Raw genomic sequence first — 26,427 nt, 5'->3', positions numbered from 1 at the left:
GTTATGAATGAAGCAAAAAAAGAATTATTAACAAGAATTTTAGCAAGAAAGAATTTTTACTTTTTCTTAAAGCTTAAATGGCAAAGGTATAACAAGGCACCTTTTTTGGATAATTGGCATTTTGAGTATTTAGCAAAGTTGCTAAGCAATACCTTGCATACAAAGGCAAGTGATGACAAGCTTATAAAAAGGCTTATGCTAAATATGCCGCCTTCTTATGGCAAGACTGAAACTATCGCAAGAACATTTATAGCGTGGGCTTTAGGAAATGATAGGAGCAGAAAATTTATATACATTTCTTATAGTGATGAGCTTTGCAAAAAGATAAGTAATCAAGTAAGAGACTTGATAAAATCAAGCTTTTGGCAAAGCATTTTTAAACAAAAGGCAGAATTTTTACAAGATAACTCAAGCGAATTCATCTTTAAAGAGGGTGGCGGACTTTTTGTAACCACCTTAAAAAGTGCAATTACGGGCTTTCACGCTCACAGCATTTTAATAGATGATCCTATAAAAGTGAGTGAAATGTCTAGTCGCTCGGCTAGAAATTTGGTTAATCAAAATTTTAAAGAAAGCGTTTTAAGCCGTCTGCAAGATACAAACTCAAACATCACAATACTAATGCAAAGGCTAGGATATGAGGATTTATGCGGATTTTTGCTAGATGAAAGAAATTTTGACAAAGAAACAATCAAAAAATGGCAAATCGTAAAGCTAGAAGCTATCAATGAAAAGCCTATAACTTATGAATACGATGGTTTTAAATACGAAAGAAAGAAAAATGAGCCTTTATTTGCTTTAAAACACAGCTTAGAACAGCTAAAAGACTTGAAAAAACAAATGGGCGATGATGAATTTAGCACACAGTATCAACAAGAACCACAAGCAAGCGAGGCGGGCTTTTTTGAGGCGGTGTATTTTAAAGAGATAGCCTCTTTTGATATGAACGAACACAATGAATACATCTTTGTAGATAATGCTTTAAGCGTTGAAACAACCGCCGATAACCGTGCAATAATCGTTTTAGGCGTGGATAGAATGCAAGGCAATGAAAGATACATCGTTAAGGACTGCTTGTATGGGATTTGGGACGAGGAAAAAACTTGTTTAAATATCATTGAAAGCCTTTTAAGCTATCCAAAGGCAAAGCTTTTTATAGAAAATGACGGAGGCGGGATTTTGCTTTATCGTTTGCTTTTAAAAGAGATAGTTAGGGTAAATGAAAAGCTTAAAAAGCAAGGTAAAAGCATAATCACAAATGAGATAAAAACTTATAACGCAAACCGTAAAATAAGCAAGGTAGAAAAGATAAAAGCCATAAAACCCTACTACAACAGCGGTTTTTTAGTCTTTTTAAACAAGGCTAGAAATTTACATCAAATCAAAAAAGAGCTTCTAGCTTTTAATCCAGCAAAGCCCTTTAGAAAAGATGACTGCATAGACTGCATAGCTTCAGCCATAGCAATGAGCGAGGTTTATGCACCACAAAGCGAAGAAAACAAAGCAAAACAAAGGCAAAGAAACACAAGCCAAACAAAGATAAGCACAAGCAAGTGGAGAATTTAAAAAGCTTTTGTGATTGTATCTAAAGTTTAACATTCACTTAAAAAGATAAATTATTTATCTAATGTTTAAGGCGGCTGACTAAGGCTTTTAGCTAAAGATCGCTTTAACCGCACTAATCTTAGCCATCAAAAGCTAAGATGTGCTAAAGTTTAAAATCATTTAGAATTATAAACTCGTCCTACTTAGTCTAAACTTAAACAGAAAAATAAAAAATAAAAAGCCTTGGTTGTAGGACGACAAGGCTTTTAAGCACTTTCACAGTTAAGAATTAGTATAAATCCAAAATCGTTAAGGCTTCGGTTCGGTAGGGTTTGAAAAATCCCGCTCCCGTTTATCTTATGCAGGTTTTAGAATGGGCGAAAAAAGCAAGGCTTTATGATAAAAGAAGGCTAGAAAATGCTTAATTATAGTAAAAATTAAGATTTGCTCTTATGTAAGGCGTAGCTTTATCGCATATTTGTTTCAAAGAAAAGAAAGTATTTACAACGACCATACGATGCACTTGATAGTAAGGAGTTCTTGAGTTTAGTATGAATTTTAAATAAGAACTTGCAAGAAGAGAATTTTGTGCGTGAGCAGAATTTGTATGAGTTAGCTCTAGTCTAAGATGATAGCCATCATTGCTATAAATATAATACGCCGTGTTTTTATCTAGCATTCTCATCTCATTTGCATTATTTATCACAAAGCCGATTTTAAGCCAAGTATTGCCATCTCTATCGGGATTTAAAGGCAAATTTAAAAAAAGCTCACTTTCTAAAACTATCTCTTTATTTAGCGGCAAGAAGTCTAATTTTAAGTGATTAGCCGTGTAGTTTAGAAAGGAAATTTTATTTTCAAAACCTTCATAATAGCCATTATAATGCTTTACGCTGTAAGGAGTTTAAAAAAACAAAAGAATTTAAAAAATATTTCAAAAAGAATTTTTAAAAAAAAAAAAAAAAAACAAAAAGGGTTAAAAAGCGGGTTTTGATTTACAAAGCCTCCCACCTTGCAAAGAGGCTTTAAAAGTTTTTTAAATGTTTAAGTTTAGACTAAGCAAAGTGAGAATAGAATTTAAAAGATTTTAAATTTATTTTTTAGTCTCTTGTCTAGTTTTTAGAAACTAAGACAAGGACGATTAAAACAATCATAAAGATAATTATTTCAACCATCTTTGACCTCCTAAAAGCTTTAAAGCCTCTAGCAGTCGTCTTAAACATTAGAAAAATTATACTAATTCTTAACTGTGAAAGAACTTAAAATGAGAACTTAATTAAAATACACTTCAAAATCGCAAGAAAAATAGCTTGTGCTTTCATTATACATATTAACATATATGCTAGGATTACCATAATACACCCTATAAACGCCGTCAAGTCCGACTGTTGTTTTTGGAGTGTGAAAAAACTCATTTTTATACATAATAACACCAACACCTGGCATGCCACGCCACCAAGAAACTACATCTTTATAAGAAAAAAGGCTAAAGCGTCCAAAATGCTGGTCTCCAACCCAAACATTTGAACGAACCGTAAGCTTTAAGTAACATTCCTTATTTAAAGGGATTTGAGGATAATAAAATGCTTGTGTTAGTTGCATACACATCGCCTCTGTTTTGTGTAGATATTTTATAGCTTGCACCACTTAGCAAAAGCATTTTAAACCTTTTTTAAAAGGCATTTTTTCAAAAAAAAAAAAAAAACAAAAAGGGTTAAAAAATTAACCCTTTTATTTGCTTTTTAAAAAATGCTATCTTTCAAAGAAAAAAAGGCTTTAAATGAATTCACAAAACTTTTTTAAAAACTTAGAAACAGCACACGAGAGTTTGAAAGAATACAACTTGCTTGATGAGGAAAAATTAAAAGTTTCTATTGATATTGCCTTAAAGCTTGAAGAATTAGACTTAAAAAATAGACAAATGGCATTACAAGAAGAAGAAACAAGACAAAAGCTAGAGCTTACTTATTTAGAGTATAAAAACAAGCTAAATCACACCGCAGGAGAGATTTTAAAGTCCTTAATCCAAAGCCATACAATGCTTAAAAGCGTTTGGGATAATGCAAATATCAATAAAGCAAATGCTTTGGTTGGGCTTTTTAACTCTGTTATGAACGCACAAAATGTAAGCAATCTAAAATCTTGGGAAACCTTTTTCACAGAGATTAAAAACGCAGTGTTTGCAATCGGTGCAGATAGCGACAGCAAAAACAACACTAACGACTTGCTAAAAACTTACACACCATTGCTTAATGACTTGTTGAATGGATTGTCTGAACTAGGTTTTGAAAACAAAAACATTAAGCAAGTAAGTATTTTAGCGCCAAAACTTGAGTTAATAAAAGGAGAAAGTATGGTAATACGTGCGATTTGTGGCTTTCAAAGCGATGATTATGGTTTTGAATTTGAAGGTAATGTTTATAAAAGCTTTTCTTTCTTGTTTGAAGCAAGAGATGAGGGCACTTTTATCCTTAGTTTTTTTGCCTTAAATGACAAAGAAGAAAGGATAAAAGATGAGATACAAATAAAAGTTTTAAGTGAAAAAAGAAATCTCTTAAAATAACCCTGTTTTTGTGAGGATTAAGAGTAAGTCCATCTTGCCTTTTTACCTCTTGTATCTAAATGGACAAAACCCTTATAAGCATCGTTGTAATTATGCTTAATGGCTATGCCTAAGGCTCTATCGCCATATTTTTCTAAAATGTGCTTGTGTAAATCCGCTGTTTTTACGCCCTTTACTACAAAATCAACCGCAGAACCGATTGTGTGCTGTGAATTTTTAGCACCGCCAACCTTTGCATTGTGAGAAGGACAGCGATAAGCACTATTTATGCTTAAAGGGGCGTTAAAATGCTCTCTTATCTCGCAAAGCAAATCTACAAGCTCATCGCTTGGCACATTTTTAGGCAACTCACACTTGCCACACTTACACTTAAATTCATCTATTTTAAAGTATTTGTTTTCTTTCATTTTTTAGCCTTTTTTGTGATTTTATAAAATTAAACACAAAAAAACAAAAAGTTAAAAGGCTTAAAAAATAGGTAAAAATTTTAACCCTTTTTTATAAAAGCTTTTTTTACTACACTTTTAAAGTCCTTTCAGTATGGTCAAAACTTTACAGGAGCTTTTCTCCTTTGGCTCCTGTGTTTTTAAAAGGATTTCAGATGAAAAAATACTTTTTTTTGTTTAGATGGTTTTTAATCGGTAAATACCACTGTGATTTAAATTTTATAAGCAAAAAAACATTTATTTTTTTACATAAATTATTCTGGGGAGCGATAATTGTAAGCGTAGCTTTTAGCTCTGCTACTTTTATCAGTATTTTTTTATAAAGAGGCTTTAAAATGAATGATTTACTTTTAATGCTTGGATACCTTCCCTTAATCTTAGTTGGCTTTTTTATGGGGCTTTTTAAGGCTTTGCGTGCAGAGGTTTTAAGAGAGGATACAAATGATGCAACAGTAACTTCAAAAATGCAAGTTATAAAGATATTTTTTGTAGAAGGCATAAATGGTGCTATATTTTGTTTTCTAATCTATGGCTTACTTTCCTTAGCTGACTTACCTTACATTTTTAAAATTTGCGTTGGTGCTTTAATCGCATATTTAGGCGTTGATAAGGCTATGGAATTAGTAGAAAAAGTTTTAAATCTTAGAAAAAAGGGATAAAAAAATGATAGACAACAAAATACAAGTAGATAAATTGTCTTATTTTAGATACATTAGGCTTGCAATTATCGGCACTTTAATACTTTCAATCGCTCTTAATATAAAATTCTTTGCAGAAAATACGGCATTAAAACAAATGTTAAGCCAAGATTTAAATACCTCAAAAGAGGTAGTTGAGGATATGACAAAAGCAAAAATAATAGAATTTAAAAATTCAAACTAAACTTTTAAGCTTTTGTTTAAGCTCAACAATTAAAGAAAAATTAAAACTCATCTTAGCCTTTTTAAGCTCTTCATTTAAAGAGGCTTTTTTCAAACTCTTCAAACATTCTTTAAAAAGGCTTTCATCTGGCGTTAAAATGCTCTCATCTAGTAAGATTGCTTGTAAATTTTGACTTAAAATTTTATCATTTAAATACCCTTGAAAATCCTTGCTAAATTCTTTAAAATCCTCTTTGTGTAAATATTCTTTTGCTAAAAAAGCAAATTTTTCATTATCAACTATGCCTTTTAAAATGCTTTTTTCTAAAGAAAGAACGGGCTTTGTTTTGTTTAGGTTTTCATTTATGTTAAAAAGATGACTTTCGCACTTAAAATAAAGACAAGCCTCTTTTATAAGCTCACTTCTTAAAAAGAAATTTTGCGAGTTTATAAGCTCTTTGACCTCTTTAAAAAGCTCGTTTTCTTTTCTGCTGTCCTTATTTGCTCTTAGCAAATTTAGCTTTATGTAATACTCAAGCCCCGTGTAATCATGAAAAAAATCCTTGATATTTTCAGCATTTATTTCCTTTTTTAAAAGCAAATCCCCTAAATCCTTGCACCTGGTCTTTAAAACTCTTACCTTTAGTTTAAAAATACCTTCCTTAAAAAACATTTTTAAAGCTTTTAGATTTGCATTTTCTCCAGCATTATCCTTATCAAAAAAAAGTATATAGTTTATATCATCGCCAAGCTTTTTCAAAGCAGCCAAATGAGACAAAGTAAGAGCCGTGCCGCAAGTAGCGACACAGTTTTTAAAGGCAAATTTCACACAAGCAAAAACATCAAAAAAGCCCTCTACTATAAGCACTTCTTTTTCTTTTAGAATGCTTGTTTTTGCATTTACTAGATTGTATAAAAACTCTTGCTTTTTAAACAAAAAGCTTTCTTTGGAGTTTAGGTATTTTGCTTCCTCATTTAAACACTTGATAAATGAGGCTTTACGGCTTGAAAAGCCTATGATTTTGTAAGAAGTATCACGCAAGGCAAAGGTAAAGCGGTTTGAAAACACGCTGTAAAAGGCGTTGTTTAGCTTTCTTTGTCCTAAAAAGCCTAATTCACAAAGCTTTTTTATCTCATCTTTGCTTAAAATGCTTAAAAGTGGCGATAAATCCTTTAAAAAGCCGATTTCAAATTTTTCTATATCCTCATCGTTTAAACCTCTTTTGTAAAGCTCATCTAAAGCCTGTGTGTTTTGTTTTAAAGAGGCTTTTAAAAAGTCATTGATTTTTAAATAAACATCGGTATAAAAGCTCTTTTTTAGGTATTTTTCGCTTTCTTTTATATCTATATTGCAAATTCTTGCGACCTCCTTTACGGCTTCTGTAAAATCAAGGTGCTTATATTTTTGCACGAAGGAAAAAACATCGCCTTTTTCATTGCAACCAAAGCAATAAAAGTAATTATATTTTACATTTAATGTAAATGAGGGCGTTTTCTCTGTATGAAAAGGGCATAAGCCTTTAAAAAGCCCGTTGTGTTTTTGCAAGGGCATAAAATTTTCAACCACAGTTAAAATATCGGCTTTTTGCTTTATCTCCTCTACATTTTCAATCATCTAAAAATCCTTTATAATAGCCTTAAGCTCGTCAAATTTTTTAGCCTTTTCGTAATTATCAAGCCAAGATTTCACCCAGCTTGATTTTACTAAATTTCCTTGCTTCCAGTTCGTTACGCTCGTAGCTTCTAAGCCCGTTTTCTCCGCAAATTCCTTTTTAGAAAGCTTTAAGTTTTTAAGCCTTAAAGAAAATTCATCGTAACTCATCATCTTTTTTCCTTTTTATCTTAACTGTTAAGTAAAGCACTTGCACGGCTAAGATTAATATTAGTGTTGATTGTATTAAATCTGTCATTTTTTCTCCTTAAATATGCTATAATTATAAAAATTATTTTAAGAGGGCGTTTTTGCTCTTAACTTAGCTTTTATTTTTCGCTAAGATAATGGCTGTTATTAAAGAAACAACCGCCGTGAGAAAGTTTATTGTTTGTATTAAAACTTCCATTGTTTTAGCCTCCTTTCTACAAAACAATTTTTGCATTTGTTTTGTAGAAGCATTATAACATTTTTACTTTGTTTTGTCAAGTTTTTTTATAAAATTTATTCAAATTTTTAGCCTTTGCTTGCTTTTTTATCTTTAAAAATTTAGCTCTTAACTTTGCTATTTCCTCTTTGCTTTGCTCACAAAGCTCGTAACCTTGTAAATTGTAAGCTAGGGTGTTAAATTTCATCTGAAAATCAACAAATTTCATCATTTTGCCATTTTTTAAAATGACAATGCACTCGTGTAATTTTTTTTCTGCTTGTGCTAGTTTTGACAACATTTTTTCTCCTTAAAAAATATCTAAAAAGCTTAATTCGCTTTTGATTTCTTTCATATCTATGTAATTTTTTGGCTTTACATTCTCGCTTTTTAAGTCGCTAAAAGCTCTTTTTTGCGGATTAAAAGCAACTTCGCCTTTAAAATGCTTACCTGTTTGCTTGTTTTTTCTAAGTATTAAAATTCTTTTAAACTCGTCAAATTCATTGTTTTTTTGCGTGATGTCTTCTTTGCTTGGCTTGATTTTTTCAATACGCAAGATAATGCTTGCTTCGTGTGCTCCTTTTTTGCTACCCGTTGGGCTTGTAGTATCGCTTTTGCTGGTTTGCACTATCAAAAAAATGAAAATTTCCAAAGAATGACAAAGCTTTGCTAAGGTAGAAAATTTAAGGCTTTCTTTTTCCTCCATATTTAAGGCTTGTTTTGTCGTATTTGACACCTCTATACGCATTTGAGAGTCTACTAAAAAAAACTTCACGCCCTGTTTAGCCATCTTTTTAATGTTTTCTACGATTTGTCCTAATTCGTATCCCTCATTTATCAAAAAGAAATTCTCAAAACGGGTTTTTTTGTTTAGCTCCTTAAAAGACCTTAAATACTGCTCTACAGTAAATTCAAAAGAGAAAAAACAAACCTTAGTGCTTTTTGCTAATTCCTCTAAAATTTGCACGCAAAGCGTTGTTTTTCCGCTTTCCTCATCTCCGCTTACAAGCATAAGCTGAGCTAGTTCAAAGCCTCCTTCAAAGGCATTATCCAAAAAGGCTAAAGAGGTGGGGTATTTTCTCATACTTGGCTTTTTTTCGTAATACAAAAGCCATTTATTTAGGTCCAAAATGTCCTTGCTTTCAACCTCTAAATCCTTTGAAAGTAATTCCAAATCAAGCAAGGTATTAGCTTTGCTCGCCTCGCTTAAAGTATTTGCGATTTGCTCTTGTTGTTTTAGCTTGTATTCTTTTAGCAAAAATGGTGCGTATTGCAAAAACAAAGGGCTTTCATCAGCACTTAAGATAGATAAAAAATACTCGCTTTGCTGATGATTTTTATCTACATTTTGTAAAAAAACAGACAAAGAAAGTAAATTTTTATCCTTTAAATCGAGGATAATTTTAAGATAATACGCACTTTCTTTTGAAAAGCATTTTAACGGTGCTTTTTCTAAAAAATCATCTATTAAATGTGGGTAGGCAATGAATGACTTTAGTATCTCTTGCTCTAACATATCTTCCTTTCATATAAACCATTTAGGTAATTTTTCATATACTTTTTTTCTAAAAAACCTTTTTAAAAGCTCGTTTTCACTCAAAAAAAGCTTTGAGTTAAAATTCTTTATCCCAACTTCCTTTGCCTTTTTTTCAAGCTCGTTTTCTATCTCCTCTTTTAAAAGCAAGGAAATTTCTTTGAGATAAAAAAACTTGCATTTTAAAATCAAAGCAAAATAAACATTTTCAAAAAAATCACTATAAAAAGGCTCAATCTTATCTAAAAGCTCCAAAAAACACTTTCTTTCATCTTTGCTAAATTTGCAAAAATCAGAGCTTAAAATATTTGCTTTAAATTCATCTTTTTTCATCGTTTAACTCTTTTTCTAAAATTTCACTTACAAACAAATCGCTTTTTAAAAAGCTATCAAAATAAAGCTCTATGCCCTTGTGTAGTATCTTGTTTTTGGGCATAGCTTGTTCTTTGCTTGTTTTTTTTAGCTTTTTTAGAACCGTTTTGTGAAGCAAAAACTTTTTTCTTAATTTTGTTTTTGCACTTTTGAAATTCTTCATAAAATATCCTTTCATCAAAAAAACTTTTAAAAGAAAGACTTAAAATTAGCTCGATTAAAACAGAACGTGAAATATGCTGATATTTGGCTAATTTGCTTAATTTTTCTAAAAGCTCCTCTTCTATGTAAAAAGATGAAGAGTGAATTTTTACTCTTTGATTTTGCTTTTTGTAAAGATAAGCCATTAAAATACCTTAAATTCATCTTTGCTCTCATCGTAGCTAACTTTTTTGCCATTAAGGCTAACCTTGCTTAAATCGTAATCCTTACTAAAGTCAAAGCTAGGCTCTTGCTCTAAAACTAGCCTTAAAATTTCCTTTTGCTTTAGCTCATCTGCTTTTTTGTTTCTAAAGTCATTTTTAAGTGCGAAAAGTCCAGCCCAGCCGTTTCTTATGCTTTTGTCTATGATTAAGCCTATATTTTGTCCTTCTAGCTTAAAGCTTTTGCATTGATTTATGATTTTTTGTTTTGACATAAGCAAAAGCCTTTTTTTGCTTTTTTGCTTGTATTCAAAAAATTCATTTATCTTTGAAATTTCAAAATCATTTAAATTAGAAAAATCAAGCTTTAAAGGTTTTACATTTTTCTTTTCGTAGATAAAAAGACAAGCTTTGTCAAAGGTTTTAAAAAGATAGGTGTTTTTTGAAAAAAAGCCTTTTTTAAAATCTGTAAGGAATGAATTTTTACTTTGTAAAAATTCTTTATTTATTATGTCGGAACTAGGACCGCACGGCGGTTTTACTTCCGCATCTTTGAAGTCCTTAAAATCCGTATCTTTTAAAAGCTTTTCATCAAGTAAGCCGTTTAAATTCACGCTCTCATCTTTTTTATCCTCTTGTAAGTCTTGTTTATCCATATCTTTTATTTCTTTTATTTTTTGTGCTATCTTGCTTTTGTTTAGCTCATCTTTTACTTCTAAATCTATTTCATTTTGCAAAGTTAAATCGATTTCTTTGTTAAATTCCTCCTCGTCATTATTTACAAAAACATAGGTGCATTGCTTTAAAAATTTACCGCTTTTCTCATCTACTTGCTGCAATTTCTGCAAAAAGCCAAGATCTATAAGCTCTTTTATACAAGCTCTTATGTATCTTGTAGAGCAAGCATTTACCTTAGCTAAATGAGAAGAATTTACCTCCCAATTTGAAGGCAAAGAAAGCAAATAACAAGCAAGTCTAAAAGCCTTGTCGCTTAGCTCCTTGCAGTTTAAAAGCTCATTTGGAAGTATGGTGTAATTTTTAGTGTATTTTGGTTTGATTATCATTTTGTATCCTTTAAACTTTATTAACTTTTGAGTAAAAGACATTTTCCTCTTTTACTCTTGAATTTATATCTTTTAAGCTAGCTAATTCTTTTTTGTAAAGTGCTTCATAATAGGCTAGTTTTTGTAAAGACGCTTGTGAGTTTTCAGCTTGTAAAAGCGTCCTTAAACAACCATATAAAAGCAAATTTACAAATAAATCATTAGCAAAAAGCTCCTCATTTAAGTCATTGTGAAAAACACAAAGATTAGCCCAAAGCTCTAAAAGCCCTCTTGCTCTTTGCTTTGGCACAACGCCCACAACTTGCATATTTGCATAGCTTATCAAATGCAAAGAAGTATCAGCATTTGTGATGTGCTCTTTAAAATTCTTTAGCTTTAAAGCCTTATTATCTAGCTTTGAATGCACCACCTTAAGCATCACCTTAGGCAAACTTAGGGTATTATCTTCTTCATTTACTTCTTTGCTAAAATAATTCACATTCATATCAAACTCATAAATGATGATGTTTTGCTCTTGATTAAGCACGGCTAAAATCTCATCATCGCTGTATCTTTTGTAAGCACCTTCATCTTTTAGCCTCACTCTTACTCTTTTTATAAAATCCTCAACCCTCATTTCACCTCCTCATAAAGCTATCTTTTTGCAAGTCTTGCCATTCGTTTAGGCTTTGTAAGCTTTGCGTTTTTTCTTTTAGGCTAAAAAGCTCACTTTTAAGCCTTTCGTTCTCACTTATTAGATGATTTATAACGGCTTCTTTTCTTTCTAAAAGTCCCTTGTAAAACTCTAACATCTGCTTTTGTCTTTTGTTTTTATCTTTTTCTTGTATAAATATCATTTTAAGCCCTCCAATCCTTTTAAAAATGTTTCCAATTTCAAAAAAATATCTTCTCGCTCGCATTGTGCGTAATGTTTTATTTTCATTGTTTCAACTCTTTTTAAATAAGTGTTTCTAATTATCTTAAGTTCCTCTAATGTGTAAAATTTCTGCGATTTATTACCTTGTGTTTTACCTAAAGACTTAACATCTACTAAGGGTTTAATAAACTGTTTTAAAAAAGAAAGCTTATAATGTCCGCCAACTATACTACTTAAGGCATATCGTTTCATTAAATAAGTTCCTCCAGCTTCTTTTGTATATTTACCAGCTCCTCTGCTAGTGCTAAAATGTTTATTTGTTTGCAATTAACATCAAAAATCGTTTTAATAACTCTTTCATCATTCCATACACGCAACGTAAAGATAAGGCCTTTTTTATCGCTGTATATATCTTGTTTTGCTTGTGGCTTATTAGAATAGGCAAAAATTTTATTATTATCCAAAATATACGGCTTGTAATCTTTGTTTAAAACAGAGGCTATTGCGTTGTAAAACTCTTTTATATCGTCCTTTTTATATTTCAAAACAAGGCTATCATATAAAGCACATATCTTTTTAAAATCCTTTGTGTTTATATAGTCTTTCTTTTTATATTCCTTATTTAAAAACTTATCTATATATTTTTTAAAGTCTAGAATGTTAATATCGCTTCCTAATTCATTTAAGCTTATTCTGTAATTTCTCCTATCTGTAATGATTAAATGTATAGGCTCTTTTTCATCTACAACTTTAAAATCAATATCAATCGATATTCTGTCATCAAATATCCAGTTTGCTTTACAATCCTCTTTAAAATACTTCTTTAAGTAAGTGCAAAACTCCCTTTTTAACGCTTTGTCAAACTTAGTAAGCTCTTTTATTTTCATCTCCTATCCTCTCTTAAAAAATTTTTCACTATCACTTCAGCTTTTTCATCGCTAGTTATTAAAATATCCTCTAAAAACTCGCTTTCGCTATTTTGGCTTATCCTTGCGTAAGCTCTGATATTTGCAAGGACGTTTTCTGCAAAGACAAAAGCCATTCTCGTATCAATGCAAAGCAGCTTTATAAAGCTTTCTAGCAATTCATCGTGCATAAGTCTAAGCCCCTCTTTTTCATCGTTTATCACTCTCATAAAAAATCCTTTTCATCGATAAATCTAGCCCTTGTTTTCACGTCTTGCGGAATGTATTTCGCATAAGTTTTAAAAGTTTCATTTAGGTCGTTATGCCCTAGCATTTTGCAACCAACCCACATAGCCTCTTCGCCTTTTGAAAGCATAATACTTGCAAAGGTGTGGCGGGTATCATAAAGCCTCATTGCAGGTAAGTCAAGCCTTTTTAAAAGCTCTTTAAACTCGGCTCTTAATTTACTCACTTTTTTTCTAATCAAAAAATCATCATCTTTCAAGCCCTCACACATAAGCAAAAGCCTTTTTTTAAGAATTGGCAAAATGTCTATTTGTCTGTATGAATTTTTAGTTTTTGGTGTGCCTAGAGTGTTGTCATCGTGCTTTGTTTTTATAATGTTGATTAAATTTTTCTCAAAAAGTATGTCTTTTTTTTGCAAGGCTAAAATCTCTCCTGTCCTAGCCCCTGTGAAAAAGGCAATAAAAAGATAATCCTGCAAAACACCTGTGGCATTTTTAACCACAAAATTCATCTGCTCGTAGCTTAAATAAGTATTAATTTTTTTTTGCAATTCCTTTTCATCGATGCAGAATTTAGGCAATTTCTGCAAAGGATTTTCATTTATCAAGCCCCTTTCTTGTGCTATTGTTAGAACTTTGGCAAACATTGCTAATTTGTTTTTTATGGTTTTGTTGTTGTTTTTTTCTTTAAAAAAGTCGTAAAAACTTGCAATATCGTTTTTTTTGAAGCTTTGTATATCTAACTTTTTGCTTTTTAGAAATAGTTCAATGCTATTTAAAAGCACTTGAAACTTCTTTTTGCTATTTCGCTTTAAGTGAAAAGAGGATAAAATCTCATTTTTAATCTCATAAAAGTGCTTATCTTTCAAGGGCAAAGAAGTCTTATCTTTCTCCTCTTTCATAAGCTTTTTGCCAAATATTTCGTCCTCTAGCTCATAAAATTTAGCCTGTGCCTTTTTCTTGTCGCTCAAAAACAACTCATAGTTTGCCTTGACAAATTTTAAAGCTAAAGGGCTGTTTTTCAAGCCTGTTGCCAACCTCGTGCGTTTCTTGTTTTCTCTCATATCAAGGTAGATTTTTTTACCTCTTGTGAAAGTGTTTATAGTCATTTTTTGTCCTTTCATCCGCCTCATAAGCGGTTTTTTTAAAAAAATAGTTTTATTTTTTTTTAACAAAAATTACAAGGACACAATTTTTTTAAAAGCTTATTTGATAGGCTTTTGAAAGAAAAAAGCCCCAATTTTTAAATAAGCATAAAAAAGGGCGTTTGGGGCTTTTACCCCCCATGCTCTTGCCTCAAAAATCCTAAATACCACACCAAAACAACAAAAAAACACTTAACACAGACGGAGATGAAATTGCTCTTTTTGCTAGTAATAGCGGCAAAGGGTATCACGATGTATATAGTTTTATAAACTATACTAAAAACATAACAAACATACAAATGATAAAAAAGCAAGAAAAACCTACGATATATGAGACGATTCGCATTTTAATTGGTTCAGCAATTATATCTGCAGTGGTTTTCATAATATCTGCGATAATCTTAACTCTCATTTTTAACGATCTTGGATCTATAATAAGTGTTATATTAACAATAATACTATTTATATTACTATTTTTCGGAAAGAGATTTGCCATTATAGAAGAAAATAAAGAACATAACGAGCAAGTAAGTGTCTTTAAGGAAACAAAAGAAAAGCTTGAAAATAAAGACTTAAATTAAAATATATCAAGTAGAGCAAAACACCAAAATCAGTGTTTTGCTAAATATGTTGTATCAAAGGTATTATTTATAAAGTCTGGATTATCCATCATCTTTCTATGAAAGGTTCTAGTAGTCTTTATACCTCTTACTATAAGCTCATCTAAAGCTACTCTCATCTTTGATATAGCCATATTTCTATCTTCGCCCCAAACTACAAGCTTACCTATCATTGAATCATAATAAGGCGGAACAGAATAATCCTGATAGCAATGACTCTCCATACGCACATTTCTACCAGCAGGTGGCACATACTTTGTTATCTTTCCAGGATTTGGCATAAAACTTCTAGAATCTTCAGCCGTTATCCTGCATTCTATGGAATGTCCTCTTAACTGTATGCTTTCTTGAGGAGGCAAAGCATAACCCTCGGCAACCTTAATCATCTGTTCTATTATATCTATGCCACTTACCATTTCGCTTACACAGTGTTCAACTTGCAAACGCGTATTCATTTCTATGAAATAAAAATCCAAATTTTTATCTACAAGAAATTCAAAAGTGCCAGCACCCTCATAGCTTATAGCTTTAGCAGCTCTTATAGCAGTTTCGTGGAGCTTTTTCCTAGTTTTTTCATCAAGGAGTATTGCTGGACTTTCTTCTATTAGCTTTTGATGCCTTCTTTGCATAGAACAGTCACGTTCTCCTATATGTATAACATTGCCAAAACTATCTCCTAAAATTTGCACTTCTATATGACGAGGATTTAATATACATTTTTCTATATACATAGAGCCGTCACCAAAAGCAGTCATAGCTTCGCTTTCAGCTGACCAAAAAGCCTTTTCTATATCCTTTTCGCTTTCAACCACACGCATACCACGACCACCACCTCCAGCAGCAGCTTTTAGTATAACTGGATATCCTATCTCTTTAGCCATTTTTTTTGCAGCTTCTACATCTTTTAAAGCACCGTCACTGCCGGGTATAACAGGAATTCCAGCTCTTTTCATCACTTGTTTTGCTTTAGATTTATCGCTCATTAAAACCATAGACTCAACAGAAGGTCCTATGAATTTAATGTTATGCTTAGCACAAATTTCAACAAAATTTTGATTTTCACTTAAAAAACCATAGCCAGGAAATATAGCATCAGCCTCAGCTATTTCAGCAGCTGAAATTATAGATGGTATGTTTAAATAACTTTCAGAGCTTCTAGCTCCACCTATACAAATACTTGCGTCAGCATATCTTAGGTAAAGAGCATCTCTATCAGCTTTAGAATATACACATATAGCTTGTTTGCCCATCTCCTTTATGGTTCTTAAAGCTCTTAAAGCTATTTCTCCGCGATTTGCTATTAAAATTTTCTTAATTTCCATATTTTATAACTTCTCCACTACAAATAAAGGCATATCAAACTCAACAGGCTGACCATCATCAACTAAGACTTCTAAAATTTTGCAATCATACTCAGCTTGAATTTCATTCATTATTTTCATAGCTTCTATTATACCTATAGCATCACCTTTTTTAACATTCATACCAGCTCTTACAAAAGGTGCTGCACCGGGACTTGGAGCTTGATAAAAGGTTCCTACCATAGGGCTATTTAATGTTGGCTTATTACTTTTATGAGGAGTGGCTTCATTTACTACATTTACATTTATTGGTTGTGGTATGGGCTGTGGGCTTGGAGGACAGACTAAAGGTGCTTCTTGAACTTTTTCTCCTTTTAAATCTCTATGAAGTTCTATTTCAAAACCGTCTTTTTCTTTTATTTTTATCTTGCTTATATTTGCTTCTGCAAACATACCTATAAGCTCTTTTATGTCGTTTTTATTCATAAATTCTCCTAAATATTTTTAGCAAATAATCATTATACAAAGCAAAAAATTAAATTTTAATTAATTTTATGAGATATAATATCAAGGTAGATTTATTTAAGAAAGGAAGAAATTGGGTTTAAAGGCTGATAAATGGATTAGAAAAATGGCTTTAGAAAATGAAATGATAAGTCCATTTTGCGAAGCAAATATAGGAAAGGGTGTGGTTAGTTACGGTCTTTCAAGTTATGGATATGATATAAGAGTTGGTAGAGAATTTAAAATTTTTACAAATGTAAATTCAACAGTTGTAGATCCAAAAGCATTTGATGAAAAAAGTGTAGTGGATTTTATAGGAGATGTTTGCATAGTGCCAGCAAATTCATTTGCATTAGCAAGAACTGTTGAGTATTTTAAAATGCCAAGAGATGTTTTGGCTATTTGTCTTGGAAAAAGCACATATGCAAGATGTGGGATTATAGTAAATGTAACGCCATTTGAACCCGGATTTGAAGGACATATAACCATAGAAATTTCAAACACAACCCCACTTCCAGCCAAAATTTACGCAAACGAAGGCATAGCTCAAGTATTATTTTTACAAGGAGACGAAGCTTGTGATGTTAGCTATGCTGATAAAAACGGTAAATATCAAAAACAAGAAGGTATAACCTTGCCAAAAATTCTAAAATAAATTATTTTTAATATAAACTGGAATGATTTTTGCTTTTTTCACTTTAAGCAATGATTGAAAGGTTGATTTAGTGTTTAACAATAAAAATATACTCATAACCGGCGGAACAGGTTCTTTTGGAAAAACTTACACAAAAATGTTGCTAAAGTATTTTAAGCCTGAAAAAATAATAATATATTCAAGAGATGAATTAAAGCAAAGTGAAATGGCTATAACATACAATGAATCTTGTATGAGGTATTTTATAGGAGATGTTAGGGATTTTGATAGGCTAGATACAGCTATGAAAGGTGTTGATTTTGTAATACACGCTGCTGCTATGAAGCAAGTGCCAATAGCGGAATACAACCCTATGGAATGCATAAAGACAAACATAAACGGTGCTCAAAATGTAATAGACGCTTGTATAAAAAATGATATAAAAAAATGCATAGCACTTTCAACTGATAAAGCTTGCAATCCTGTAAATTTATATGGAGCTACGAAACTAGCAAGTGATAAGCTTTTTATAGCGGCAAATAATTTAGTTGGCAAAAAAGAAACTAGATTTAGCGTTACAAGATATGGAAATGTAGTTGGCTCAAGAGGCTCTGTCGTGCCACTTTTTAGAAAGCTTATAAAAAACGGTGCAAAAGAATTACCTATAACGGATGAAAGAATGACTAGATTTTGGATAAGTCTTGAAGATGGCGTTAAATTTGTATTTAGTAATTTTGAAAGAATGCACGGTGGAGAAATTTTTATACCAAAAATTCCATCTATGAAAATAATTGATCTAGCAAGAGTAATGGCATCTGACTTAAAAAGAAAGATAATTGGTATAAGAGCAGGAGAAAAACTCCACGAAATAATGATTTCAAGCGATGATAGTCATTTAACATATGAGTTTGATGATTACTATATAATAGCACCTAGTATCAAATTTTCAAATGTTGAGTTAAATTACGAAATAAATGCATTAAATGAAAGAGGCAAAAAAGTAAAAGACGGCTTTTCATATAGTTCTGACAATAATCCTTTATGGGCTAGTGATGAAGAAATAAAAAAAATTATATCTAGCACGGAGGAATTTTAATGCTTAGCTATTCTCATCAAAGCATAGATGAAAGCGATATACAAGTAGTTACAAAAGCTTTAAAATCAGATATACTAACAGGTGGCAAGGAAGTAGAAAATTTTGAGAATGCATTATGTGAATATGTAGGTGTAAAATACGCAGCCGTTTTAAATTCCGCAACATCAGCCTTGCATTTAGCTTTTGAAAGCCTAAATGTAAAAAATAAAACTGTTTTATGCCCTGCTATAAGCTTTGCAGCGACTTCAAATACGGCTTTAATGGCAGGAGCAAAGGTTGAATTTATAGATATAAAAAGCGATGGAAATATAGACGAGAAAAAACTAGAAGCAAGACTACAAAAAAAAAGCGATGATATAGCAGCAATTTGCGTCGTTGATTTTGCCGGAAATAGTGTAGAGATAGATACTATCTTAGAATTATCCAAAAAATACAACATACCCATACTTGATGACGCTTCTCACGCTTTAGGAGCAGAATTTAAAGGTAAAAAAGTAGGCTCTTTTGCTAAAACTTCGATACTATCGTTTCACCCAGTAAAACCTATAACCACCTTAGAAGGAGGTGCAGTGCTTAGCGACGATGAGGGTTTAATAGAAAATGTAAAGCTATTAAGATCTCACGGCATAATCAAAAAGAAACTTTGGGATAGCGATATGATAAAACTTGGCTACAACTACCGCTTAAGCGATGTGGCGTGTGTGCTAGGTATAAATCAACTTAAAAAAATCGATGAAATGCTGAAAAAAAGAGAGGAGATATGTTCTTTTTATGACGAACATTTAGCTAAAAATGACTTCTTTAGCATAATCAAAATAAAAGAATACAAAAAAAGCTCTAGGCATCTTTATCCTATACTTCTTTATCCAGAATTTTACTGCAAAAAAGAATTTATTTTTTCTAAACTCATAGAAAAAGGGATAGGAGTGCAAGTGCATTATAAACCAAGCTATGAATTTTCTTTCTACAAAGAAAATTTTGGTGAAATTTTTTTAGAAAATGCCGATAATTTTTATAAAGCAGAACTTAGCATACCAGCTCATCAATGTATGAGTTTAAAAGATGCAAATTTTGTAAAAGATAGCTTGTTTGAGGTATTTGAACTTGCAAAAAAGGATAATTGTGACAGAATTTGATTTCAGACATAAAGATTATGAAATCATCGGAAAAGATATGATGAAATTAGCACAAGAGCTTTTTCCTATATGCAGAAGTATAACAGGAGATGGTTTTAGAAAATCAATAAATATATTAGAAGCATTTTATAAAAATGACAAACGGGGGGGGGCATTTAATAAATATGAAATAAAAAGTGGAACCAAAGTATATGACTGGGAAGTGCCTGATGAATGGCACATAAAAGATGCTTACATAATAACTCCTGAAAATGAAAAAATTTGTGATTTTAAAAAACATAATCTTCACGTTTTAAACTACAGCACAGCAGTAAATGATGAAATAAGCTTGGAAGAATTGCAAAATCATCTATACTCAAATGAAAAAATGCCAGATTCTATACCTTATGTAACTTCTTATTATAAGAGAAGATGGGGTTTTTGCATAAGCCACAATGAAAGAAAAAAGCTTAAACAAGGCTTATACAAAGTATATATAGACGCAGAACATGATAAGAATGGTGTTTTAAACTATGCTGATTTCTTTATAAAAGCCGATAAAAAAAGTAAAGATGAGGTGTTAATCTCAAGCTATCTTTGTCATCCTTCTATGGCAAACAATGAGCTTAGTGGTCCGATTATACTTACATTTTTAGCCAAATGGCTAAAAGGTATTAAAAATAAAAAATATAATTATCGCTTTGTTTTAATACCAGAAACTATAGGTTCGATAGTATATATAAATAAAAATTTAAAAGAACTCAAAAAAAGAGTAAAAGCAGGTTTTGTCCTTTCTTGCTTGGGAGATGATGATAACTATTCTCTTATACACAGCCCAAAAGGAAACAGTTTAAGCGATAAAATAGCACTTCATACATACAAAAATAAAGAAAATTTTAAAGAATTTAGTTTTTTATTTAGAGGAAGTGATGAAAGACAGTTTAATAGCCCCTTGGTGAATTTAGGAGTGGTAGGAATTTGCAGGACTAGATACGCAGATTTTAAACAGTATCACACATCAGCTGATGATCTAAATTATATAAGTGCAAAAGGTTTGTTAAACTCACTAAAAAGCTTACAAGAGCTTATTTTGAATTTAGAATGCAACGATACATACAAAAGCACTGTTTTTTGTGAGCCAAATTTAGGCAAAAGAGGACTTTATCCTACATTAAATTTAGATAATAAAAAACCTATAATAAGTGATTTATTAGCTTTTTTAGATGGAGAAAGAGAATTGTTTGAAGTAGCAAATATCTTAGATATGCAAACCTATGAGCTTAAAGATCTTATTGACAGTTTATTAAAACACAAGCTTATAAAAAGAGTAAAAAATGAAAAATGAAGATTCTTTTAGCATAATTATAGGCTTTTTTATTTTCTCCTTGATGTGCGTATTGTTTTTTGTAAATGTAGAATTATTGAGCTTTTTTAATCTAAAAATATCTAGTTGGCAAAATTTTGATATAAAATCAGGATTTGAAAATTTTAGTTTTGTATCTTTTATATCAACATACATTCTTTTACTACTTTGTTTTTTAGTATCTGCCGTATTTTTAGGATATAAATTTAAGGACTTTTTTTACAGTTTTAGCATATTGTTTTTGTTGTTTTTCATTGTGCTTTTGTTAAGCAAGCATAATCTTATAAAAAATATGCAGCTTGAAAGCCCATTACTAGCTTTATTACTAGGTATAATAATAACTAACTTTTTTAAAATTCCAAGCTTTTTAAAAAACTGTCTTAGCACGGAACTTTACATAAAGACCGGTATAGTAGTTATGGGAGCTAATTTTACCTTGAATTTGTTATTACAAGCTTCTGGCATAGCTATTCTACAAGCTTGTATAGTAACAACTGTAACATTTTTTTCTATATATTTTTTTGCAACTAGAATTTTTAATCTTGAAAAACCATTTGGAGCAACTTTAGCAGGTGGAGGATCTATTTGTGGAGTAAGTGCTGCCATAGTCATAGGCAATGCTTGTAAAGCTAAAAAGGAGCAAATATCTGCGAGTATAAGCATAGTGGTATTTTTTGCTTTGATTATGGTATTTGCCTTGCCATTTTTATGTAAAGCCTTAAATTTAGATGCAGGTATAGCTGGAGCTTTCATAGGGACATCAGAATTTGCTGACGCAGCTGGATTAGCTGCAGCTTCCTCTTTGTCAGATGAAAGAGCTGTGGCTGCTTTTACTGTGGTTAAGGTTGTCGGTCGCGATATGTTTATAGGAATTTGGGCGTTATTAGTAACTTTTTTATCTGTTGCAGTTTGGGAAAAAACCGGAGAAAAAACAAGTGCAAAACTTATATTTCAAAGATTTCCAAAATTTATACTAGGCTTTTTCACTCTTTGCATTTTAAGCACATTATTCTTACATTTCTTAGCAGATGATTTAAAAATCTCATTTGAAAAAGAATTTTTAAGCACTATGAAAGATTTTAGAACTCATATTTTCACATTAAGCTTTTTGTGTATAGGCTTAAGCACGAATTTCAAGGAGCTTTTAAAATTATCATACAAGCCTTTCTTGGCGTTTTTTTTAGGAGTTTTAATAAATTTGCCGCTTGGATTTGTGCTATCAAATTATATTTTTGCAGAATTTTGGAAAAATTTTTTAATAAAATGAAAGGAAATAAATGTCTGATTATAAGATAAGTGATTTTGAAAATATAATAAAAGAAAATGTAGATGAAAAAACTGATATTGTTTTTATGGCTGGAAATTTCGCAAATTTGGGAATGTTTGATTCAAGAAATAAATTAGATTTATTAGATTCTGTTTCAGAAACAATTTTTAAAGCAAGTAAAGATAATGCTACGATTATGACACAAAGTATGAGTTTTCAAATATGCAACACAGATATACCATACGAAAGATACACCTGGGCGAATTTAGGGGCTTTTTCAAACTATTTGCTAAATAAAAAAAATAGCATTAGAAGCAATCACCCCTTTGCCTCTTACACAGCACTTGGAAAAAATGCTTATATTTGCGATACAAGCACCCCTTTTGCTTATGGTATAAAATCGCCTTATGATAATATGCTAAAATTTGATAATATTAAAATGTTTAGCGTAGGAATGCCCCCAAATACGACCTGCTCTATAATACATCACGCGGAATTTAATATGCACGTGCCATACAGATACATAAAAGAATTTTATCATCCGATAAAAATTGACGATAAAATAATTAGAAAAAATTTCTATCTTCATGTGCTTTATAAAGAATACATAGCTATGAAAAGAAATTTAAATATAAAATTTTTTAAATACTTTAAAGAAAAAGGAAATAATATAAAAGAGATAAATCTTGGAAAAAATAAAATTTATATTTATGATTATAAAAAATTTTACGAAAGTAGTATAGAATTGCTTTTAAAAGATATATATTCTTGGATGAGCGAAGAACCCAAAGAAAAACCATTTAGGAAATAAATATGGAAAAATTAACTTTTAAACTTAAAGGTAGTAGAGACTACATACAAGGTCCTGATGTTTATAATGAGATTGAGAAAATATTAAATAAAAAAAAGATAACTTATTTTGAACTCTCTTTTCACAACATTATGAAAAATAACATAATACTAAGCGATAAAAAACCAAATAAAGAACAAGATCTTTACTTTTTATGTAGATATATAGAAAATGATAACACAAAAGAACTTTACGGGATAAAAGATGAAAGCTCCAAACCTAATGAAAGTATAATTTATGAAGAAGAGCTAATAACGCAAAATGCTATATTTAATGAAAAAGATGAAAGTATCATTTTAAACAGTCCAAGCAAATTTACTCTTATGGAAGAAATAGTTGCCTTAAATAAATACTTAGTTCAACAAACTATACAAAAACAAAAAAAAGGAAAATGGTATTTTGCTAAATTTATTCATTCTAATCTCTTGCCAGAAAGAAGCTATCCTTTAGAAATAAGATTAAAAACAAATTTTAATTTTTTATTAAGCAAAAGTGAAATAATCTTATACAAAGAAGGTGTAGCAACGGGGGGGGGCATTGTATTTTTTGGTTCAAAGAAGGAGTGATATGCTAGGTATAACTAAAATTTCAAGCTACAAGGCTTCAAAAAACATAAACAATTATGAAAAAAAAGAGCTTTTTTCTATAAACGATGATTTTATAAAAAATAAAATAGGCTTTGAAAGCTTAAAAATAAAAGATGAAAACGAAAGCGTTATATCTATGTGCTTGAAAGCCTGTGAAAATTTAAATATAGATTTATCAAATATAGACTGCTTAGTTTTAGTCTCTCAAAATCAAGATATAAAGATACCTCACAGTTCAGCACTTTTACAAAGTGAATTAAATTTAAGCAAAAATTGTGCTTGTTATGATATAGCTCTTGCTTGTAGTGGCTATGTTTATGCACTTTCAAACATTATCTCTTTTATGAATTTTAATGGCTTGCAAAATGGCTTATTATTTACGTGCGATCCTTACAGTAAGATTATAGATAAAAATGACAAAAATACTGTTTTGTTATTTGGCGATGCAGCAACAGTTACATATATAAGTAAAGACTATAAAATAGAAGCTAAAAATTTTGCTTTTGGCACTGATGGGAGTGCGTATAAAAGTATATTTTGTGAAAAAGATATTTTAAGTATGAATGGACAAGCCGTGTTTAATTTCGCTGCAACAACTGTTGTCAAACACATAAATGATTTTTTATCTAAAAACAATCTAAATAAAGATGATATTGATTTGTTTTTATTTCACCAAGGAAGCAAATACATTATAGACACTTTAAGCAAAAGGTTAAATTTAAACCCAGATAAGGTGCCATTCTTAGCCGCATCATATGGCAACACGGTCTCATCATCAATACCTCTAATGCTTGAAAATTTTATAAAAGAAAAAAGATATGATAAAATTCTAATAACGGGCTTTGGGACGGGACTATCCTATGCTTCGGGCTTATTAAAATTTAAGGAGGATAAATGAAAGTTAAGGTAGAAGATATATTAGAACTCATAAAAGAAACCGGTGTTTTAATAGATGTAAATACTTTAAAAAGCGATAAAAGCTTAAGCGATCAAGGTATAGATTCTTTAGATATTGCAAATATATTTTTAAATATACAAGAAAAATATGATGTTGTAATACCTATAGAAAAAACTCAAGAACTAAATAGCATAGATAAGATATTAGACTATATAAATTAATACTATCTAAGGATAGATATGTCAAATATCTGCATGATAACGGCTCGTGGTGGTAGCAAAAGAATTCCTAAAAAAAATATAGTGGATTTTCACGGCAAACCACTAATAGCATATAGCATAGAAAATGCTCTTGATTCTGGAATTTTTGATGAGGTTATAGTTTCAAGCGATGATGAGGAAATTTTAAACATAGCATTAAAATTTAAGGCAAAAATTTTCAAAAGAGATAAATACGCAGACGATATAAGCTCTAGCACAAAGGCTGCTATATACACTTTAAAGTCTCTATTACAAAATGGAAAAAATGTAAAAAATCTTTGCTTACTTTACCCAACAGCCCCTCTTATAAACGCTAAAATTTTAAAAGAAGCCTACGATAAATTCATAAAGGATAAAAGTCTTTTTTTATTTGCTGCAACGGAATTTGAATACCCCATACAAAGATCGTTTAAGCTAGATGAAAATTCTAAAGTAAAGATGTTTGATGAAAAGTATTATTACAAAAGAAGTCAGGATTTAGAAAAAGCATATCACGACGCTGGGGCTTTTTATTTTGGCACTAAAAATGCTTGGCTTGAAAAAGATTTTTTATTTAAACAGTATTCTACTGTTTATATTTTACCTAGAAATTTAGTTTGCGATATAGATACAAAAGAGGATTTAGACTTTGCTAAAGCCTTGTTTGAAATAAATCTAAAGGCAAAAAACAAATGAAAGTTTTAATAAGAAGTGATAGCTCATCTACCATAGGACACGGACATATAAAAAGAGACCTTGTTTTAGCAAAACAATATGATGATGTAAGCTTTGCTTGTATGGAACTTCAAGGCTCGTTAATAGATGAAATTCCTTACACCGTTTATGAACTTTCAAGTGCTAGTATTTATGAGCTTATAAATTTGATAAAAAGGGAAAAATTTGACTTTTTAATCATAGATCACTACGATATAGATAAAGATGATGAAATGCTTATAAAGCTTGAAACCGGGGTAAAAATTCTATGCCTTGATGATATGTATAAAGAGCATTACTGTGATATACTTTTAAATGTAAATGCTTATGCAAAAATAGACGAATACAAAGACCTTGTCCCTAAATTTTGTGAGATTAGATGTGGATTTTCTTGTGCCTTGATTAGAGACGAATTTTACGAAGAGGCTAAGATACAAAGAGAGAAAAAATATGATTTTTTTATATGTATGGGTGGAGTTGATAGCAAAAACCTATCAGCCAACATAGCAAATGAAATATCAAAAGATAAAAAAATAATAATAGCAACAACAAGTGCGAATCTAAATTTAGATAAATTAAAAGAATTTGTAGCTTCAAAAAGTAATATAACGCTAGTAATAGACAGCGAAAATCTAGCTAAATTAATGAATGAAAGCAAAAAACTTATCATTTCGGCTAGTTCTTTAATAAATGAAGCCCTTATGCTAAAAGCAAATTTTAAGGCTATTTGCACAGCAAAAAATCAAGAAAACATAGCTACTTGGCTTGGTCAAAAAGGCTATGAAGTAGAAATGATGATATGATATTTAAAAATTTTACAGAATTAAGCCTAGATGAAAAAAAGCAAATTTTAGAAAAGAGAAATAGCCCAGAAGTAGCAAATTTTGCTATAAACAAGAATATAAGCTTAGATGAACACCTAGAATTCATAGAAAAGTTAAAATTTAGCAAAGACATTTATCTTGCACTCTTTGATGATGAGGAAATGATAGGGGTTATAAGCTTTACAAGAATTGATAATGATGAAGGTTTTTTTGGACTTTATAAGATAACTCAAAGAAAGGTTGGAGAAATTTTAATGAATAAAATGCTTGAATACGGTTTTAAAAATTTAAAACTAAAAAAAATAAAAGCTGAGGTTTTTGAACAGAATACAAAAGCCTTGAAACTTTATGAAAAATTTGGATTTAAAATCACAAAGAAACACGGTAATTTACTAAGTATAGAATTTGCTATGAGGGGGGGGGGCTTTAAATAATCTCAT

General features: G+C 30.7%; 36 protein-coding genes. 18 read left to right on the top strand and 18 right to left on the bottom strand.

Going from position 1 to position 26,427, the window contains the following annotated elements; translation table 11 throughout:
• The first annotated feature begins 3 nt into the window (after window positions 1-3).
• Entirely contained in the window at window positions 4-1,566 is a 1,563-nt protein-coding gene (locus tag Q0J35_RS01615; RefSeq protein ID WP_297192375.1) for a terminase family protein, read from the top strand.
• 400 nt (window positions 1,567-1,966) lie between these two features.
• On the opposite strand, the gene Q0J35_RS01610 is transcribed toward Q0J35_RS01615, so the two are convergent.
• On the bottom strand, window positions 1,967-2,350 hold the full coding sequence (locus Q0J35_RS01610; RefSeq protein WP_297192373.1) for a hypothetical protein: 384 nt from the start codon (window positions 2,348-2,350) through the stop codon (window positions 1,967-1,969).
• A 467-nt stretch (window positions 2,351-2,817) separates the two neighbouring features.
• On the bottom strand, window positions 2,818-3,147 hold the full coding sequence (locus Q0J35_RS01605) for a hypothetical protein (protein ID WP_297192371.1): 330 nt from the start codon (window positions 3,145-3,147) through the stop codon (window positions 2,818-2,820).
• A 178-nt stretch (window positions 3,148-3,325) separates the two neighbouring features.
• Here Q0J35_RS01605 and Q0J35_RS01600 point away from each other — a divergent pair, with 178 nt between their 5' ends.
• Window positions 3,326-4,108, top strand: a complete 783-nt coding sequence (locus Q0J35_RS01600; protein WP_297192369.1) for a hypothetical protein — start codon at window positions 3,326-3,328, stop codon at window positions 4,106-4,108.
• A gap of 17 nt (window positions 4,109-4,125) precedes the next feature.
• Here Q0J35_RS01600 and Q0J35_RS01595 read toward each other — a convergent pair whose 3' ends face one another.
• Complete coding sequence (locus Q0J35_RS01595) at window positions 4,126-4,515, bottom strand: D-Ala-D-Ala carboxypeptidase family metallohydrolase (protein ID WP_297192367.1); 390 nt, start codon at window positions 4,513-4,515, stop codon at window positions 4,126-4,128.
• Between the two features lie 194 nt (window positions 4,516-4,709).
• Between Q0J35_RS01595 and Q0J35_RS01590 the strand changes: the two genes are divergently transcribed.
• The 3 genes from Q0J35_RS01590 to Q0J35_RS01580 are packed head-to-tail and all read left to right on the top strand — an operon-like array spanning window position 4,710 to window position 5,436.
• On the top strand, window positions 4,710-4,877 hold the full coding sequence (locus Q0J35_RS01590; protein WP_297192365.1) for a hypothetical protein: 168 nt from the start codon (window positions 4,710-4,712) through the stop codon (window positions 4,875-4,877).
• 12 nt (window positions 4,878-4,889) lie between these two features.
• The gene (locus Q0J35_RS01585) at window positions 4,890-5,213 is read left to right on the top strand and encodes a hypothetical protein (protein ID WP_297192363.1); all 324 of its coding nucleotides are present in this window, start codon (window positions 4,890-4,892) and stop codon (window positions 5,211-5,213) included.
• Window positions 5,214-5,217: 4 nt separating this feature from the next.
• Window positions 5,218-5,436, top strand: coding sequence for a hypothetical protein (locus Q0J35_RS01580; RefSeq protein ID WP_297192361.1), 219 nt, complete (start codon window positions 5,218-5,220; stop codon window positions 5,434-5,436).
• Here the strand turns inward: Q0J35_RS01580 and dnaG are convergent.
• The 13 genes from dnaG to Q0J35_RS01515 all read right to left on the bottom strand — a co-directional run bounded on the left by dnaG (window position 5,428) and on the right by Q0J35_RS01515 (window position 13,939).
• A complete protein-coding gene (gene dnaG, locus Q0J35_RS01575) occupies window positions 5,428-7,029 on the bottom strand; it encodes a DNA primase (RefSeq protein WP_297192359.1) in 1,602 nt (533 codons plus the stop codon). The genes Q0J35_RS01580 and dnaG overlap by 9 nt on opposite strands.
• Window positions 7,030-7,236 carry a hypothetical protein gene (locus Q0J35_RS01570; RefSeq protein ID WP_297192357.1) on the bottom strand — a complete coding sequence of 69 codons (207 nt, stop codon included), beginning with the start codon at window positions 7,234-7,236 and terminating at the stop codon, window positions 7,030-7,032.
• 314 nt (window positions 7,237-7,550) lie between these two features.
• Complete coding sequence (locus tag Q0J35_RS01565; RefSeq protein ID WP_297192355.1) at window positions 7,551-7,793, bottom strand: hypothetical protein; 243 nt, start codon at window positions 7,791-7,793, stop codon at window positions 7,551-7,553.
• A gap of 9 nt (window positions 7,794-7,802) precedes the next feature.
• On the bottom strand, window positions 7,803-9,008 hold the full coding sequence (locus Q0J35_RS01560; RefSeq protein WP_297192353.1) for an ATPase domain-containing protein: 1,206 nt from the start codon (window positions 9,006-9,008) through the stop codon (window positions 7,803-7,805).
• Between the two features lie 9 nt (window positions 9,009-9,017).
• Window positions 9,018-9,359 carry a hypothetical protein gene (locus tag Q0J35_RS01555; protein ID WP_297192350.1) on the bottom strand — a complete coding sequence of 114 codons (342 nt, stop codon included), beginning with the start codon at window positions 9,357-9,359 and terminating at the stop codon, window positions 9,018-9,020.
• A 56-nt stretch (window positions 9,360-9,415) separates the two neighbouring features.
• Window positions 9,416-9,745 (bottom strand): ribbon-helix-helix protein, CopG family, encoded by a 330-nt coding sequence (locus tag Q0J35_RS01550; protein ID WP_297192348.1) that lies wholly within the window; start codon window positions 9,743-9,745, stop codon window positions 9,416-9,418.
• Window positions 9,745-10,824, bottom strand: a complete 1,080-nt coding sequence (locus Q0J35_RS01545) for a hypothetical protein (RefSeq protein WP_297192346.1) — start codon at window positions 10,822-10,824, stop codon at window positions 9,745-9,747. The genes Q0J35_RS01550 and Q0J35_RS01545 overlap by 1 nt, the downstream gene beginning before the upstream one ends.
• Window positions 10,825-10,834: 10 nt before the next feature.
• Window positions 10,835-11,440, bottom strand: coding sequence for a hypothetical protein (locus Q0J35_RS01540; protein ID WP_297192344.1), 606 nt, complete (start codon window positions 11,438-11,440; stop codon window positions 10,835-10,837).
• 1 nt (window position 11,441) lies between these two features.
• A complete protein-coding gene (locus tag Q0J35_RS01535; protein WP_297192342.1) occupies window positions 11,442-11,660 on the bottom strand; it encodes a hypothetical protein in 219 nt (72 codons plus the stop codon).
• Window positions 11,657-11,932 (bottom strand): hypothetical protein, encoded by a 276-nt coding sequence (locus Q0J35_RS01530; RefSeq protein ID WP_297192340.1) that lies wholly within the window; start codon window positions 11,930-11,932, stop codon window positions 11,657-11,659. Before Q0J35_RS01530 ends, Q0J35_RS01535 begins: the two co-directional genes overlap by 4 nt.
• Window positions 11,932-12,567 (bottom strand): hypothetical protein, encoded by a 636-nt coding sequence (locus Q0J35_RS01525; RefSeq protein WP_297192338.1) that lies wholly within the window; start codon window positions 12,565-12,567, stop codon window positions 11,932-11,934. The genes Q0J35_RS01530 and Q0J35_RS01525 overlap by 1 nt, the downstream gene beginning before the upstream one ends.
• Window positions 12,564-12,815: a hypothetical protein gene (locus tag Q0J35_RS01520; RefSeq protein ID WP_297192336.1), complete on the bottom strand. Its 252-nt coding sequence runs from the start codon at window positions 12,813-12,815 to the stop codon at window positions 12,564-12,566. Before Q0J35_RS01520 ends, Q0J35_RS01525 begins: the two co-directional genes overlap by 4 nt.
• Window positions 12,812-13,939 (bottom strand): site-specific integrase, encoded by a 1,128-nt coding sequence (locus Q0J35_RS01515; protein WP_297192334.1) that lies wholly within the window; start codon window positions 13,937-13,939, stop codon window positions 12,812-12,814. The genes Q0J35_RS01520 and Q0J35_RS01515 overlap by 4 nt, the downstream gene beginning before the upstream one ends.
• A gap of 410 nt (window positions 13,940-14,349) precedes the next feature.
• Here Q0J35_RS01515 and Q0J35_RS01510 point away from each other — a divergent pair, with 410 nt between their 5' ends.
• Window positions 14,350-14,556: a hypothetical protein gene (locus Q0J35_RS01510; RefSeq protein ID WP_297192332.1), complete on the top strand. Its 207-nt coding sequence runs from the start codon at window positions 14,350-14,352 to the stop codon at window positions 14,554-14,556.
• A 29-nt stretch (window positions 14,557-14,585) separates the two neighbouring features.
• Here the strand turns inward: Q0J35_RS01510 and Q0J35_RS01505 are convergent, their stop codons facing one another.
• Both Q0J35_RS01505 and accB read right to left on the bottom strand, forming a co-directional pair.
• Window positions 14,586-15,917 (bottom strand): acetyl-CoA carboxylase biotin carboxylase subunit, encoded by a 1,332-nt coding sequence (locus Q0J35_RS01505; RefSeq protein WP_297192330.1) that lies wholly within the window; start codon window positions 15,915-15,917, stop codon window positions 14,586-14,588.
• A 3-nt stretch (window positions 15,918-15,920) separates the two neighbouring features.
• Complete coding sequence (gene accB, locus Q0J35_RS01500; protein WP_297192329.1) at window positions 15,921-16,382, bottom strand: acetyl-CoA carboxylase biotin carboxyl carrier protein; 462 nt, start codon at window positions 16,380-16,382, stop codon at window positions 15,921-15,923.
• Between the two features lie 112 nt (window positions 16,383-16,494).
• Here accB and dcd point away from each other — a divergent pair, with 112 nt between their 5' ends.
• From dcd to pseH, 12 genes are all read left to right on the top strand, one after another.
• Complete coding sequence (gene dcd / locus Q0J35_RS01495; protein ID WP_297192327.1) at window positions 16,495-17,055, top strand: dCTP deaminase; 561 nt, start codon at window positions 16,495-16,497, stop codon at window positions 17,053-17,055.
• A gap of 70 nt (window positions 17,056-17,125) precedes the next feature.
• A complete protein-coding gene (pseB, locus tag Q0J35_RS01490; protein WP_297192325.1) occupies window positions 17,126-18,130 on the top strand; it encodes a UDP-N-acetylglucosamine 4,6-dehydratase (inverting) in 1,005 nt (334 codons plus the stop codon).
• A complete protein-coding gene (pseC, locus tag Q0J35_RS01485; RefSeq protein ID WP_297192323.1) occupies window positions 18,130-19,266 on the top strand; it encodes a UDP-4-amino-4,6-dideoxy-N-acetyl-beta-L-altrosamine transaminase in 1,137 nt (378 codons plus the stop codon). The genes pseB and pseC overlap by 1 nt, the downstream gene beginning before the upstream one ends.
• Window positions 19,229-20,590, top strand: coding sequence for a DUF4910 domain-containing protein (locus tag Q0J35_RS01480; RefSeq protein WP_297192824.1), 1,362 nt, complete (start codon window positions 19,229-19,231; stop codon window positions 20,588-20,590). The genes pseC and Q0J35_RS01480 overlap by 38 nt, the downstream gene beginning before the upstream one ends.
• The gene (locus Q0J35_RS01475; RefSeq protein WP_297192321.1) at window positions 20,580-21,875 is read left to right on the top strand and encodes a putative sulfate exporter family transporter; all 1,296 of its coding nucleotides are present in this window, start codon (window positions 20,580-20,582) and stop codon (window positions 21,873-21,875) included. Before Q0J35_RS01480 ends, Q0J35_RS01475 begins: the two co-directional genes overlap by 11 nt.
• Window positions 21,876-21,885: 10 nt before the next feature.
• Window positions 21,886-22,686, top strand: a complete 801-nt coding sequence (locus Q0J35_RS01470) for an AAC(3) family N-acetyltransferase (RefSeq protein ID WP_297192319.1) — start codon at window positions 21,886-21,888, stop codon at window positions 22,684-22,686.
• Between the two features lie 2 nt (window positions 22,687-22,688).
• Complete coding sequence (locus Q0J35_RS01465) at window positions 22,689-23,291, top strand: hypothetical protein (protein ID WP_297192317.1); 603 nt, start codon at window positions 22,689-22,691, stop codon at window positions 23,289-23,291.
• A gap of 1 nt (window position 23,292) precedes the next feature.
• The gene (locus Q0J35_RS01460) at window positions 23,293-24,210 is read left to right on the top strand and encodes a ketoacyl-ACP synthase III (protein WP_297192315.1); all 918 of its coding nucleotides are present in this window, start codon (window positions 23,293-23,295) and stop codon (window positions 24,208-24,210) included.
• Window positions 24,207-24,431: an acyl carrier protein gene (locus Q0J35_RS01455; RefSeq protein WP_297192314.1), complete on the top strand. Its 225-nt coding sequence runs from the start codon at window positions 24,207-24,209 to the stop codon at window positions 24,429-24,431. The genes Q0J35_RS01460 and Q0J35_RS01455 overlap by 4 nt, the downstream gene beginning before the upstream one ends.
• 18 nt (window positions 24,432-24,449) lie before the next feature.
• Window positions 24,450-25,145 carry a pseudaminic acid cytidylyltransferase gene (gene pseF / locus Q0J35_RS01450; RefSeq protein ID WP_297192312.1) on the top strand — a complete coding sequence of 232 codons (696 nt, stop codon included), beginning with the start codon at window positions 24,450-24,452 and terminating at the stop codon, window positions 25,143-25,145.
• On the top strand, window positions 25,142-25,966 hold the full coding sequence (pseG, locus tag Q0J35_RS01445; RefSeq protein ID WP_297192310.1) for a UDP-2,4-diacetamido-2,4,6-trideoxy-beta-L-altropyranose hydrolase: 825 nt from the start codon (window positions 25,142-25,144) through the stop codon (window positions 25,964-25,966). The genes pseF and pseG overlap by 4 nt, the downstream gene beginning before the upstream one ends.
• Window positions 25,963-26,421: a UDP-4-amino-4,6-dideoxy-N-acetyl-beta-L-altrosamine N-acetyltransferase gene (gene pseH, locus Q0J35_RS01440; RefSeq protein ID WP_297192308.1), complete on the top strand. Its 459-nt coding sequence runs from the start codon at window positions 25,963-25,965 to the stop codon at window positions 26,419-26,421. Before pseG ends, pseH begins: the two co-directional genes overlap by 4 nt.
• Window positions 26,422-26,427: the final 6 nt, after the last annotated feature.

This window comes from uncultured Campylobacter sp. (genome assembly GCF_944323605.1).
In the GTDB taxonomy this organism is placed as follows: domain Bacteria; phylum Campylobacterota; class Campylobacteria; order Campylobacterales; family Campylobacteraceae; genus Campylobacter_D.
Note: the sequence above shows the minus strand (reverse complement) of the source record. Positions and strands in the feature narration are given on the sequence as shown.